Source organism: Bradyrhizobium sp. UFLA05-153 (genome assembly GCF_054185185.1).
The window spans coordinates 1-14,165 of record NZ_JBBIAM010000178.1 but is presented as its reverse complement, the minus strand read 5'-3'; the positions used below and the strand labels follow the sequence as shown (position 1 = coordinate 14,165).

General features: G+C 60.5%; 11 protein-coding genes. 9 read left to right on the top strand and 2 right to left on the bottom strand.

Annotated elements, in window-relative coordinates:
• Positions 1 to 27: 27 nt before the first annotated feature.
• The 4 genes from tnpA to Q2941_RS47455 all read left to right on the top strand — a co-directional run bounded on the left by tnpA (position 28) and on the right by Q2941_RS47455 (position 2,818).
• Positions 28 to 438 (top strand): IS66-like element accessory protein TnpA, encoded by a 411-nt coding sequence (gene tnpA, locus Q2941_RS47470; RefSeq protein ID WP_254107232.1) that lies wholly within the window; start codon positions 28 to 30, stop codon positions 436 to 438.
• Entirely contained in the window at positions 435 to 782 is a 348-nt protein-coding gene (gene tnpB / locus Q2941_RS47465; protein ID WP_254107231.1) for an IS66 family insertion sequence element accessory protein TnpB, read from the top strand. Before tnpA ends, tnpB begins: the two co-directional genes overlap by 4 nt.
• A gap of 73 nt (positions 783 to 855) precedes the next feature.
• A complete protein-coding gene (gene tnpC, locus Q2941_RS47460) occupies positions 856 to 2,433 on the top strand; it encodes an IS66 family transposase (RefSeq protein ID WP_254113321.1) in 1,578 nt (525 codons plus the stop codon).
• 13 nt (positions 2,434 to 2,446) lie between these two features.
• The gene (locus tag Q2941_RS47455; protein ID WP_458196929.1) at positions 2,447 to 2,818 is read left to right on the top strand and encodes a DUF3024 domain-containing protein; all 372 of its coding nucleotides are present in this window, start codon (positions 2,447 to 2,449) and stop codon (positions 2,816 to 2,818) included.
• Between the two features lie 1,149 nt (positions 2,819 to 3,967).
• Here Q2941_RS47455 and Q2941_RS47450 read toward each other — a convergent pair.
• Entirely contained in the window at positions 3,968 to 4,141 is a 174-nt protein-coding gene (locus Q2941_RS47450) for a hypothetical protein (protein ID WP_458196927.1), read from the bottom strand.
• A gap of 951 nt (positions 4,142 to 5,092) precedes the next feature.
• Between Q2941_RS47450 and Q2941_RS47445 the strand changes: the two genes are divergently transcribed.
• Positions 5,093 to 6,085 (top strand): AraC family transcriptional regulator, encoded by a 993-nt coding sequence (locus Q2941_RS47445; RefSeq protein WP_458196926.1) that lies wholly within the window; start codon positions 5,093 to 5,095, stop codon positions 6,083 to 6,085.
• Positions 6,086 to 6,138: 53 nt separating this feature from the next.
• Here Q2941_RS47445 and Q2941_RS47440 read toward each other — a convergent pair whose 3' ends face one another.
• Positions 6,139 to 6,915, bottom strand: a complete 777-nt coding sequence (locus tag Q2941_RS47440; RefSeq protein ID WP_027525969.1) for a S1 family peptidase — start codon at positions 6,913 to 6,915, stop codon at positions 6,139 to 6,141.
• Positions 6,916 to 7,472: 557 nt separating this feature from the next.
• Here Q2941_RS47440 and Q2941_RS47435 point away from each other — a divergent pair.
• The 4 genes from Q2941_RS47435 to Q2941_RS47420 all read left to right on the top strand — a co-directional run.
• Positions 7,473 to 8,411, top strand: a complete 939-nt coding sequence (locus Q2941_RS47435) for a helix-turn-helix transcriptional regulator (protein WP_458196925.1) — start codon at positions 7,473 to 7,475, stop codon at positions 8,409 to 8,411.
• Between the two features lie 248 nt (positions 8,412 to 8,659).
• Positions 8,660 to 10,318 carry an arylsulfatase gene (locus tag Q2941_RS47430; RefSeq protein ID WP_035663905.1) on the top strand — a complete coding sequence of 553 codons (1,659 nt, stop codon included), beginning with the start codon at positions 8,660 to 8,662 and terminating at the stop codon, positions 10,316 to 10,318.
• Between the two features lie 169 nt (positions 10,319 to 10,487).
• Positions 10,488 to 12,086: an arylsulfatase gene (locus tag Q2941_RS47425; protein WP_254113082.1), complete on the top strand. Its 1,599-nt coding sequence runs from the start codon at positions 10,488 to 10,490 to the stop codon at positions 12,084 to 12,086.
• A gap of 622 nt (positions 12,087 to 12,708) precedes the next feature.
• Positions 12,709 to 14,165, top strand: a 1,457-nt coding sequence (locus Q2941_RS47420; protein WP_458196924.1) for a multiheme c-type cytochrome, incomplete at its 3' end; no start/stop codon positions are given.

The window sequence follows — 14,165 nt, the reverse complement described above, 5'->3', positions numbered from 1 at the left end:
TGAGGCGTGTTGTTGAGAACTGTCCTTATGGACAGTGATAGGCGCAGTGCCCAGGTCGAGCGGCTTGAAGTGGTGGAGACGGGCCGGCGGCGGCGCTGGTCCGAGGATGAGAAGCTCAAGATCGTCCTGGAGAGCTTACAGGCGCCGCGCCAAGTCGCGGCAACAGCTCGGCGGTATGGCGTTTCGCGCTCATTGCTGCTGCGATGGCGACGCTCGTTTCGGCCGGAGCCGAAGGATGCCGCCGATCAGCCTGGCTTCGTACCGGCGATTGTGGTCGCGGAATCAGAGCCGACGCCTTGTCCAGTCGCGTCAGCCAGCAGCGGCGGGTCGATCGAGATCGAGTTTGCGACCGGGGCTCGGATGCGGATCACGGGTGCGGTCGACGCGGCGACGCTGAAGGCCGCCCTGGCGGCGCTGGCAGATGGACGCCTACGGTGATCCCCATTGCGTCGGGCGTGCGGGTGTGGATTGCGACCGGCCACACCGATATGCGTCGCGGCATGAACTCGCTGGGCTTGCTGGTGCAGGAAGCCTTCAAGCGAGACCCGCACGGCGGCGACCTCTATGTGTTCCGTGGCAAAAGCGGCAAGCTGATCAAGATCCTTTGGTACGATGGACTAGGCATGTCGCTCTACGCCAAGCGGCTGGAGCGCGGCCGGTTCCTATGGCCGTCGTCAGCTGATGGCGTGGTGACAATCACCCCAGCCCAGCTTGGCTACCTGCTGGAGGGCATCGACTGGCGGCTGCCGCAACATACCTGGCGACCGCAGGCGGCGGGCTGATCGCCGGGATTTGAATCGGTGGCAGGATCAGCGGTTCAGACAGAGATCGCGTCTTGTGATTCTCTGGTCGGCGATGGGCGCTCATGATTCTCTTCCCGACGATGTGACCACGCTGCAGGCGATGCTGCGCGCCGAGCGAGCGGCCCGGTTGGCCGCGGAAGCCGAGGCCCAGGCGGGGACCTTGCTGATCGAGAAGCTCAAGCTCACGATCAAGAAGCTGCGGCACGAGCAGTTCGGACAGTCCTCCGAGCGAGGCGCATTGCTGGACCAGCTCGAGCTACAGCTCGCCGACCTCGAGGAGAACGCGGCGCAAGCTGAGACCGAGGCGCAGATGGCAGCCGAGAAGATTGCGGTGCCCTCGTTCGAGCGCCGCAAACCAGCCCGCCGGCCGCTGCCGGAGCATTTGCCGCGGGAGCGCATTGTCTATCCAGTGCCCGCCACCTGCCCATGCTGCGGCGACAGTCGATTGCGCAAGATTGGCGAGGACGTGACCGAGACGCTGGAGCTCGTTCCGCGCCAGTGGAAGGTGATCCAGCACGTACGCGAGAAGCTCGTCTGCCGGGCCTGCGAAGCGATCACCCAGCCGCCGGCTCCCTCGCATCCGATTGCGCGCGGGCGTGCCGGGCCCAAGCTGCTGGCCCATGTTCTGTTTGCCAAGTACGGCCTGCACCTGCCGCTTAATCGTCAGAGCGACGTTTACCAGCGTGAAGGCATCGACCTCGACGTATCGACGCTCGCGGACTGGGTGGGTGCCTCCGCCGCAACCCTGATGCCTCTGGTCGATGCGATCCGGAGCCACGTCTTCGCAGCCGAGCGCATCCATGCCGATGACACCACCGTGCCGGTCTTGGCCAAGGGCAAGACCCGGACCGGCCGGCTCTGGACCTACGTGCGCGACGACCGTCCGTTTGCCGGCCCAGATCCGCCGGCGGCCGTGTTCTTCTACTCGCCCGATCGTGGCGGTGCGCATCCGGAGCAGCATCTGGCGGGTTATGCCGGACTGATGCAGGCCGACGCCTACGCCGGCTTTGGCAGGCTCTACGAGGCCAATCGCAAGGGCGGCCCGATCATCGAGGCCGCGTGCTGGGCGCACGGCAGGCGCAAGTTTTTTGATCTCGCGCGGCTCACCAAAGCGCCGGTCGCGGCCGAGGCGGTCAAACGCATCGATGTTCTGTTCGCCATCGAGCGCGAGATCAGCGGTCTTGCGCCGCAAGAGCGTCTGCGCGTGCGCCACGAGCGTAGTCGCCCCTCGATCGTTGAGCTGGAGGCCTGGCTGCGTGAGCAGCGCGCCAAACTCTCCAAAAACAACGACACGAGCAAGGCGATCAATTACTGCCTCAGCCGCTGGGATGCATTCACTCGCTTCCTCGATGATGGGCGCTTGTGCATGTCGAACAACGCTGCAGAACGCGAGCTACGGGCCGTCGCTGTCGGAAGACGAAACTGGACCTTCGCCGGGTCCGATGAGGGCGGCCGACGAGCCGCAACCATCTACACCCTCATCGCCACCGCCAAGCTCAACGACGTCGATCCACAGGTCTGGCTCGCCGACGTGCTGGCGCGCATCAACGATCATGCTATCCAGAGGCTCGCTGAGCTTCTGCCCTGGAACTGGCGAAAGCCAATGCCGAGCCATATCGAAGCGGCGTGAGCCAGGAGGCCACATGAGAGCGAGCGGTCTGTCCGCGGCAGATAAATCGGCGGTGACGGCCGCCTGCCAGCAGCTGATCGACGACTTTCTGAAGCCCCGCTTCCTGCCCACTATCCGGCCGACGCAGTTCAACTATCCCATCGATATCCTGGGAAAATGGCACGGCACCAAATACCGCTTCGTTCAACGCTACCGCTCCGGCTTCCCGGAGAATCTCGGAGAAGAGTTCGACGCCCCCTTCGCCCGCCTCGACTGGATCAGCCGCAACCACTTCGATATCCAGTGGCACCGGCACACTGGAGAATGGTTCTGCCGGCATCGCGGCCTCACGCTCGACGAAGCGATCGACACCCTAAGATCCGACGGATTGCTCCATCCACCTTGAACGCCGGACCTCAAGCCTAGGTAACCCGCGGTCCTCGCCGGATGGATACGCGCCGTGATCGACAGCGACTTCGCCGCCAGCACCACCGGTTACGACTACCCGACCATGACGAGATGCCAGTAACGACCGCAGACCAAGGCGGCCGGCGCCCCTGGGCGCCTATGGCCGCGCATCAGACTCCGGCCGATTCTGCACACCAAGGGCAGCTTTGATCTGGCTCAATGGTCTGCTCCCGCTCAGGCGCCTGCTTCGAGATGGGCGGGAGCCGGAGGCGCAACATGACGCGCGACCGAACACGGATGATCCATTTGCTGTCCTGGATACTGGCCGCGGGCGGCTTGGTGGTCCTAATATCTGTTTTGTGGTGAGCCGGGGCAGCCCTTCGATGGTCTGATCATGGTTGGCCGAGGCACAAACGAACCTACAAGTCGGTTCTGCCAGATCTTCATGGGCCTATACTCGCCCTGATATGGGCGCCCATACTCTGGTTCATGGTGAACCTGTTTCTAGCATTCCCTAAAGGATAGCCCGCCAGCGGCTGGCGGTTTCGCTTCCTGCGCGATCGGTGCGGGCTCGCAACGGTGCATTGTTTGCGCTCGGCCGCCGCGGCAGTGGCCTCGCGTGCTTGGACCAAGGGGCCCCGAAAGAACACGCTCCCAGGCTGGAATGCGAGGCTCCCCGCAAGGGACACAGCCGACAGATGCCCCGGTGACCGGCCGGACACGGCGACGACCTGACCGCCACCCATGACACCTTCACGCAGTGGATTTTGTGTTTCTCGGATATGGACTGCCCCGGAACGAATGTTCACTTTTGGACTTAAGCCCTCACTTGAAGGCGTTGAGCAATGGCCGAAAAGGACCAGGACCAGTTGCCTCCTCAGCAGACACAGGATCAGAAGCGCAAGGATCGCCTCAGATTGCGATTCTTTGAGCTTAGAAGGAACGAGACCTTCGGAAGCAGATTGTAAATACGTTACCTGATCCCCGAGTGTCAGGGCCCCGCGTGAATGGCCCCAGCTTTCCCCCCTGAGCTGGGGCCTGTTCTTTACTGTCCACCATGCCCGCAAATGAGAAGCGAAACTTCTGTAACGGTGAGGCTCTCAACAAATTCTGCTGCGTTATTACAATTCCCTCGTGCACCGGGGATCTAATTTTGATGCTCCCTCCGTGCAGTCACATAGCCGTTTTCGCGATGTTCGATCTCACGCACCTTGCGGGCATATGTCAGGTATTTGCTGATTAGATCATAGTCGTTGGGATTAAAGCGGATTTGCTTTTCCATTGCGGCGAGATCTTCGCGCAGCGCGGCAGCGTCCAACATCGTAGTCCCTCCTTCGCAATGTACAAACGACGCCAATGGGAGCGGAGCTCTTGCTGCTAACTTGCCTAAGGAAGCGCTTCACCGCGAGTGACAAGCTCTGTCCTATGTCACCTGCACGTTTTAAGGAAGCCCGCCATTCGCGACGGGCTCAAGGCTGAGGGAGAAAGCGCCATGAAGGACGCCGCAAGAGCCTACGACGAGTCGCGCGAATGCGGTGTGTCGCGATCGACACTGTGGACAACAAAGCATTGCTGTCATCTACCGACATACCGCGTAGACACACGCGGCCGTGCGCGTCCTTAACCTTCATCCCTTACGGATTCGTGTTGTCGCGCAACTGCAGTTCCAGGTACGTCTCTCGTCGCCGAGCGGGATGGTCTGATGCTCGACCTGCGTACTCGCGAGGTTAGGGGCCGATAGAGGTTGGCGGCGGAAGCTCGTCACGCTACGCGATGCTGGCGAGTACATCGCCGCGCTGCCGAAGGCGGTGCATGATCGGCCAGAATGGCAGGCCGCCATGGAGGCGCTGATCCTGGTCGCAGAGCGAGCCAGCCCGACGATGTTCGCCCGCATCGGCATCATGCGCGCCTTGAACCGTGGGAGGGTGGCTCGATGTCGCGCCAGACCTCGCAGCTACGAACACTTGGACCGTCGTCGACACGAAGCGATTTCCGTTTGGGAGCAGCGAACGCCCATAAGATGTTGAGCTAACTGTGTTGCGCAGCAACGCCGCCGTTCATGTCACAATTCCCGCATTGATTTATGTCAACAGTGGTGCACGTACCACAAGTAAGAAGGGGCTAAAATACAACCCCCACTTGGGTGTCGCCGCGATCACCCTGCTCTGCTTTTGCGATCCGAAGCCAATTCCACGGATGCTGGCGCACTTATTGTCCGACAGGTAACGGCCTCTGTTTTTTTCAGGGGAGGATAGCAGTGGCGTGGAGTAGAGTGTTTGATTTTACCGAACCGTCGGCGTGCTCCGCAGTCATTCGGTCTGCACAACTCGAACTGATCCCGACCGTGAGGGGACGTTTCCATGCCGAGATCACACAGATCGGCATGAACAGGCTCCTGGTTCATCGGTTCCATGTGTCCCTTCCTCAGGTCAACACTGTCGCGGTCAAGCCCGGGCGTAGATCGATCGGCTTTCTTTCCGAACCCGGTTCGTCACGATTCCTGCACTGTGGCGTCGAGGTTTTGCCCGGCGACATCATAGTGAACCGGTCCGATGTCGTACACCAACGATCCGACGCTAACCTTCACTACGGAACAATGTCTCTTCCGATTGATGATCTGGATGCTGCTGCTGAGACAATAATCGGCCGTGAGTTTCCGAAAACGCGGCAAACGCAAATCGTTCGCCCACATTCTGCACTGACGGTTCGACTGTTAAAGTTGCACAAGAGCGTCGGGCAGCTTGCCCATGATAATCCGCATATTCTTGAGTTGCCGCAAGTGCTTCGGTCGTTAGAGCATGAGCTCATTCATCTCATGGTGAGGTGCCTCGCCGAAGGCGCTGCCGTCGAGCCAAGCGCCGGGGGCCGTCGCCACGAGATCATCGTGGCGCAGTTTGAGGAATTCTTGGAAGCAAATCCCAGCCGGCCGCTTTATCTCGTCGAAATTTGCGCGGCGATCGGTGTTGCCGAGCGATCGCTTCGCGCCTCCTGCAAAGAGCATCTCGGCATGGGCCCAATCCGCTATCTCACCTTGCGCCGAATGCACCTCGTGCGGCGGGCGCTCCTGAGTTCAGATCCGTGGAAGGCGACTGTTACGCAGATCGTTACGGACCATGGCTTTTGGGAACTCGGACGTTTCTCGGTTGCCTACAATCTGCTGTTCGGAGAGACACCCTCGTATACGCTGCGCCGTCCTGCGGAGCAGCCGGAAGTCCATCACGATCGTCCCTCATCGCTGGCAGTCACACACTTGCCGGTCGCTTGAGCCAGATACAGGGACCCCGGAAATGCCGTAGCCGGACCGGACTGCGATCGGCCTCAATCGTCCGCCTTCCCTTGCGGCGGAACAAGCGTCGGAGCGGCTAGAGCAGCCTCATCGAGCGCCTGGACGGGCACAGAAACGACGTTGGGCATTCCCCATGCCGTAGAGATGCGTATTTGGCGGGACGCCCACACCAAAGTTTGCGTGAACACATTGCTGATGACCGCAGCGACGCGGCCGTCGCAATCGACCACCGGCGCTCCTGAAGCGCCGTGATCGATGACGAAGCGATTCTCGCCTTCATAGATTTCCAGGAGCGCCATGCTGTCGAGCTTCCCGCCATCTCCCAATCGAACGAACCGCCCTTCTACGAGGTGCGGGCGGCCGGCCGGATAGGCGAACGTCATGACCTGCTCCTCCGGCACGAGCGGCTTGCTCCGGATCGCAAAGCTCCGCGCGGTGGAAACGGGCTGTTGGAGTTCGATCACGGCCAGTTTTTCTGCGGCGTCTCCCGCCAGGCGCTGGATGCGCGCCCCGATCAACTGGGCGCCATCTTCGTCCCTGATCTCGAGCGGCCTCCACTCCTCTGTCGAGAGCTTCATCGCTCCGGCGACATGTTCGGCGGTGACGATCGTCGCCGGGGACAGGAACCAACCAGTGCCCCGGATGCCGACCACGTTGGGATGCGCGTCGCGCTCCGCGTCATCCCAATACCGCATGATGCTGACGGTCGAGTGTGCAAGCTGCGCGGGATCAATGCACGCTGCACTGACCCGAGTGCTTGCAAGAACAATGAAAAGAAAAAGCAGCCGCCAAGCGGTATGTCGATGCATCGCAATGTCCCCTGTTCCCCAGACTGAGGGGAAGATGAACTCTGCGACGGGGCAATAGGAAAGATCGACTTATCCAGAAGGGCTCTCCGGAATCCGGGACGTTTCGCGCCGCACTGTCACGCATTTGTCACAGATGCTTCTGCTGGAATACAACCAGGAAGAATGGATTTTGGGGCCGCCTATGCGGAGAGCTTAGCCGGGCCAATGCCGCGGCAAACCGAACGTGACGCTGGCGGAGAGCGCGGTATCTCCATAAACCCGGCACATAGCTGCAACTCTAGCTTTAATCTCCGTTCAGTTTCGCGCTTTCTTTCTTGCTTGCTCCCTTCAAATTTGTCACGGGCGTTGTGCTTGCGCCTCATCTGAAGACAAACGGCGCGCAGCCTGACGAGATCACAGCTTGCCGGAATTGCATATTCGTCACATTCCACCCGCCGGACCGAACTTCCGAACCTGCATAGCCGAAGGCGGTCAGTTGCCTGATACTCCTGCGTGCGGTGAGACCCGTAATTCAACTGGTCGCAAGAACTGTCCGCCGGTCCAACGGGACGGGACACATGGCAGAGACTTGCATACTTACCTTTGGCGATCCCGATAGTTACTCAGCCGGATTCGCCGATGCATGTATCAATCTCACGATAACAGGTGCCGGCGATTTCAAGGCACGGCTGACACGGCTGAAATTGAAGGATCTGGAAGTCTCTCTGTGTTGCGAGAACCTTCCGCGCTTTGCCTGTGTCTCGCTACCCACGGAGCGAACGTTCCTGTCGTTTCCAGTGGATGCGGACTCTCTCATATCCGACGGATTTACTTTGCGTAGCGGCGACGTCGTTTTGCACGGTCGTGGCCGCCCCACGCATCAACAAACCAACGGCGCATGCCAATGGGGTTTGATCGCGCTATCTCCTGGGGTACTTGGGAGTTGCAGCAAGGCATTGACGGGTCGGACGATTACGCCGCCGCACACAAGCAAGATACTCCGCCCGGCGCCGGCGGAGGCATTGAGATTCCAGCGTCTTTTTGCGAAAGCCTGCCGCCTTGCGGAAAGGCAAAAACTGGCTCCCGAGGCGGCAAGAGCGCTGGAGCGGGAACTACTTCACGCGACGATCAATTGCCTGGCCGCCAACGAGACGGGCGACAATCCCAAGACTAGACTCCATCACGCCGCAGTGATCGCTCGTTTCGAAGAAGCGATAAGCAAACGCTTCGACCAAAAGCTAAGCATGTCCGCGCTTTGTGCAGAGATCGGCGTGCCAGAGCGAACACTGCGCATGTGCTGCACTGAATTTTTTGGCGTAAGCCCCACGCGATATCTCTTATTGCGACGATTGAACAAGGCTCGCGCCGCGTTGCGACGTGCCGATCCTTCGACAACGAGCGTGTCGGAAGTCGCCCGAAATCATCAGTTCCTCGAACTTGGGCGGTTCGCGGTGACGTATCGCATCACCTTCGGTGAATCGCCTTCGGTCACACTGCAGCAGGCTCCGCAAAGTTAGGAGCAAGCTGCCGAAATCGCATAGCGCACCCACGGCGCTTCGGCGAATTTTCCAGTCGCGAGAGCGTCGACCGAATGCGCGGGGCACGATCCCGCATGGATAAAGAGCAAAGGCGCGGTCGGCGGGTGGAGGTGGGCGAAGGCTGCGGCCCGCGCTTCAGCTTCAGCAGCCCGACATCAAGGGAAGCAACCATGAGCATGTTCAGAACAATCTGGGGCGCTCTTGTCGTGTTGTGTACCACCACGACAATGGCGAGCATTCCTGCCTCCGCCCAGCAGGGACAAAAGCCCAACATCCTCTTCATCATGGGCGACGACATCGGATGGATGCAGCCGAGCATCTATCATCGCGGGTTGATGGTTGGCGAGACGCCGAACATCGATCGCATCGGTAACGAAGGTGCGATGTTCGTGGACTACGTCGCCATGCAGAGCTGCACCTCCGGTCGCAACGCGTTCTTCACCGGCATGTATCCGCTGCGCACCGGCATGATCCCGCCGCAGCTCCCGGGGAGCCCGTCTTACCTGCGGCCCGGCACGCCTGCGCTCGCCCAGTTCCTGCTCGATCTCGGCTACAACACGGGCGAGTTCGGCAAGAACCATCTCGGCGACCACACCGAGGCCCTGCCGACCGCTCACGGCTTCCAGGAATACTGGGGCTATCTGTACCACCTCGATGCGATGCAGCAGGTCAGTTTCCCTGACATCAACAAGACTCCGCTCCAACAGACGGTTGCGCCGCCGTGCAAGAACACGCCGATTCCCGGCGTGCCGGAAGTGCCCGGCGCAGTCGATCCCAAGACCACGCTGTGTCTGACGCCCCCGCGCAACGTCCTCTGGTGCAAATCTCCGGACGGCACGGCCAAGAGCCAGATGTGCAGCGATGAGGGCCCGTTGACGCTCGACCGCTCGAGGACGGTGGACGAGGAGATCTCGGAGAAGGTCGTCGACTTCCTCGACCGCAACGATCCGAAGAAGACCAATAAGCCCTTCTTCGTCTGGTACAACCCGGCGCGCATGCACGTCGTCACCGTACTGCCGCCGAAGTACGAGGCCATGGTGGGCGAGCGCGGCGGTAAGGACTGGGGCGTCAACGAAGCCGGCATGAAGCAGATGGACGACAACATCGGTGTCGTGCTCAAGAAACTGGACGACATGGGCCAGGCCGACAATACCATCGTTGTGTTCACCACCGACAACGGCGCCGAGGCGATCTCCTTCCCGGACGGCGGCGTGACACCGTTCAAGGGCCAGAAGGGCGAAGCCTGGGAAGGCGGCTACCGCGCACCGATGGTGATCAAGTGGCCAGGCGTCATCAAGCCGGGCACGGTGAAGAACCAGCTCTTCGCGGCGCTCGACTGGGTGCCCACCTTGGTCAATATTGCCGGTGGACCCAAGGGCGACGAGTTGAAGCAGCAGATCGAGGCAGGGAAGTACCCCGGCATCGTCAAGACGACCCTCGACGGCTTCGACCAGCGCGACTACCTCGAAGGCAAGTCGGACAAGTCGGCTCGAGACCACTTCTTCTATTTCTCGGGCGCGACGCCGTCCGCGGTGCGCTACAAGAACTGGAAGATGTACTACACCATGTCGCAGCCGGGGCCGGCTGGCTGGATCATGCCGCTGATCCCGTTCCACTTCACGCTCGTCCAGAACATCAAGCGCGATCCGTTCGAGCAGGCGGTCGGCATCGACCAGAAGACGGCGATGAGCTTGGGCGGGGCGCTCGGCTCCCCGGCGACCGCCTTCCAGTACGATTGGAACATGCTGCCAATCGGTCAGCGGCTGTGGCTGGCGCACCTGACGAGTTACGAGAAGTTCCCGCCGCTGCAGGCGCCGGAGAGCTACAACCTCAGCCAGGTGCTGGACGAGGTCAAGAAGGCCAATGCCAGTGGAGCGAGCGACTAGCTGCGCAAAGCGCCATGATGTGATCGGGCGCGCCCCGACCGAGCCCGATCACGACCACTGAAGTGATGAAGCTTTCCAGCACGAGTGACGCGAGCTCTATTGGATCAAGAATCCAATAGAGCTCGCAGATCTGTTGAGCCGGCTCCGAGCCGGGTTTGGAGGATTGATCATGTGCAATCCGAAAAACACATTCCTCAGGTTGCTCGCGGTTCTTGTAGCTGCAACCGCAATCCTTGCACCGGCATCTGCACAGCAGCCGCAGAAACCTAATATCCTCGTCATCATGGCCGATGACATCGGGTACTGGAACATCAGCGCCTATAACCGGGGACAGATGGGCTATCGCACGCCCAACATCGATCGTATCGCCAACGAGGGCGCGATCTTCACCGACTATTATGGTCAGCAATCCTGCACTGCCGGGCGCGCCGCATTCATTACCGGACAAAGCCCGCTGCGCACGGGACTTTTAAAGGTTGGCCTGCCCGGGGCGAAAGAGGGATTATCCGACAAGGATCCGACGATTGCCGAATTGCTCAAGCCACAGGGCTATGCGACGGGACAATTTGGCAAGAACCATCTTGGCGATCGCAACGAATTCCTGCCGACCGTACATGGCTTCGATGAGTTTTTCGGCAACCTCTATCATCTCAATGCCGAGGATGAACCGGAGCACGCAGACTATCCGAAGAACCCGGCGTTCAGGGCGCAGTTCGGTCCGCGCGGCGTCCTAAAATGCATTGCAACGACCACCGACACGCCGGGTGACGATCCACGCTTTGGTCCCTGGGGCAAACAAAAATGCGAAGATACCGGGCCGCTCACCAAGAAGCGCATGGAAACAGTCGACGAGGAGTTCATCAAGGCCTCCACTGATTTCATCGAACGCGCCAACCGCGACGGAAAGCCGTTCTTCGTCTGGTTCAATCCGACCCGGATGCACATCTGGACCCGGCTAAAGCCGGAGTCACAAGGCAAGACCGGCTTGGGCCTCTATCCGGACGGCATGGTCGAGCATGACGGGCAGGTCGGACAGCTATTGAAGAAGCTCGACGACCTCGGCATCGCCAACAACACGATCGTGATCTACACCACCGATAACGGCGCCGAAACATTCTCCTGGCCCGACGGCGGCGCAACCCCCTTCCGGGGCGAGAAGAACACCAATTGGGAAGGCGGCTATCGTGTGCCTGCGATGGTGCGATGGCCTGGACTGGTCCCTCCCCGCAGCGAGATCAACGATATCTTCTCTGCCGAGGATTGGGCGACCACGCTGGTCGCCGCGGCCGGCGAACCCGATATCCAAAACAAGCTGTTGCAGGGCTATGACGCGGCGGGCAGAAATTTCAAGGTTCACCTCGATGGATACGACCAGCGCGATCTGCTCGCAGGCAAGGGCGCGGACAAGCGCCGCGAGTTCTTCTACTGGACCGACGACGGCAACTTGGCCGGCTTGCGCTACGATCAGTGGAAGGCGGTGTTTTTAGAGCAGCGTGCCCACGGTCTCGATGTCTGGGCGGAGCCTCTGCAGCAGCTGCGGTTACCCAGATTGCTTAACCTGCGATCCGATCCTTTCGAGCGGTCGCAGCACGAATCGGGCGACTACGTGCGATGGTTCATTGAACACGCCTTCCTGCTTGTGCCGGCGCAGGCGATCGTGGCGCAACATATCGCAAGCTTCCGCGAATTCCCCCCGCGCCAGCGGCCCGGCAGCTTCTCGGTCGAGCAGGCGATGGAAAAGCTGAGGCTCCCCCCATCGACGAATTAGGAGGTGACTTTGCTCTCTCTCCTGCACTATCGCACGAACCGTCGCCTTCTGGTTTCGATCTTGACGATGTTGCCCGCCTTATCCGGACCGCTCCCGACGGAGCCGGCATTGGCGCAGACAAACCCATCCGGGAGCCCATTGCCTGGAAATACAGTCAAGGACATGCTGGCAGCACAGATCCGGACTCAAGGCGTTGCGTGCGAACAACCCAAGCGCGCGATACGAGACGCGAAGCGATCAAGGCCGGACTACGAGGTTTGGGTTTTGCAATGCAGCAACGCCACGTACAGGATCAGTCGCTACCCCGACATGGCAGCGAAGGTGGAGCAACTGAGATAGCGCTCCCCGCATGGCGCCGGGGCCGCGCTCGCAAACCGTATGCGGATTATGACCAATGTCTAGTTTGGGACGGCTACGGCTGGGTGAACGGCTGCTATCAAGGCTATGGCTACGGGTGGTGAGAAAAGGGATCGCTTGGCACGCGTCATATTCACCTTGGCACCGCGGAACATGGAGCCTTCTGACCGGAATGCTCTGAATTGCCGAATTTGCATAGCCCGCACCGAATCCTTTGATCAATCTACCCTTCTAAAGGGTCGGCGAGGTCTAGCGAGTAGGGCCAGTGGCGCGCAAGAAGGGACGAACCGGCAACCGCGACGAGCCGTCAGAGCGCGCCGCCCCATCGAGGCCAGCCGCGGACGCTCGGAACGAAGCTGTCAGCGCCCAACCCCATCGCTCTCGGACATCGAAGCTGCGGATTGCAGTGTTTGCGTCAATTGCAGCGATCGCGATAGGTAGCCTGGGCGTCTTCCTCCTCGGCGAGGAAAGAGCCGGCTTGCCCGAGACGCTACATCGCACGAGTGCGGCCACTGCTCCCGCCTTCGTCGGCAGCGAAGCCTGCGGCGAATGTCACAAGACTGAAGCAGCGTTGTGGGCCGGGTCCCAGCACCGGCACGCCATGCAGCACGCCAGTGCCGCCTCCGTGCTCGGTGACTTCAACGATGCGAGCTTTGATTACTACGGCGTCCATTCCCGCTTCTTCAAAACAGGGAACAAATTTTTCGTCGAGACCGACGGCGCCGACGGCAAGCTTGCGACCTTCGAGGCGAAATATACCTTCGGAATCGCCCCCCTCCAGCAATATCTGGTCGAATTTCCGGATGGCCGCATACAGGCACTTTCAATCGCCTGGGACAACCGGCCGAAGGACCAGGGCGGCCAACGCTGGTTTCATCTCTATCCAAATGAAGCGATCAAACACGACGACGTGTTGCATTGGACCAAGCTCAATCAAAACTGGAATTTCATGTGCGCCGAGTGCCATTCGACGGGCGTGCAAAAGAGCTACGACGTGGCCAACGACCGGTTCCACACCAACTGGGCGGAGATCAGTGTCGGCTGCGAGGCATGCCACGGCAAGGGCTCACGACACGTCAACTGGGCATACAGTCAGCGGAGCTGGTGGCCATTCGGACGGGATAAAGACCCTCTGAAGGGCCTTGCCGTGTTTCTCGACGAGCGGGACGGCGTGATTTGGAACCGCGATCCCAAGACCGGCAATCCGCAACGCAACGTCTCCCCTGCTGCGATACGCCGGGAAGTCGAGACCTGCGGCTTGTGTCATGCGCGACGGGCACAGTTTTCCGAGGACTGGATACCAGGGCGGCCATTGTCCGACACGCACCAGGTCTCCAATCTGGCCCGCGGTCTCTATCACGCCGATGGGCAGATGCTCGACGAAGTCTACAACTACGGCTCGTTCAAGCAGAGCAAGATGTTTGCAGCTGGCGTCACCTGCAGCGATTGCCACGATCCGCACGCCGCCAAATTGCGCGCGTCCGACGATGGCGTGTGCTTGCAGTGCCACGCTTCAGACAGCTATGAGGTTGCATCCCATACCCACCACAGTGACGTGACACCAAAAGTCACCTGTGCGTCCTGCCATATGCCGGTCAGCACCTATATGGTGGTTGACAAGCGGCATGATCACAGCCTTCGAATTCCCAGGCCGGATCTTTCCGTGAAACTTGGCACGCCGAACGCCTGCAACAATTGTCACGTCGCTGTCTCTTATACACA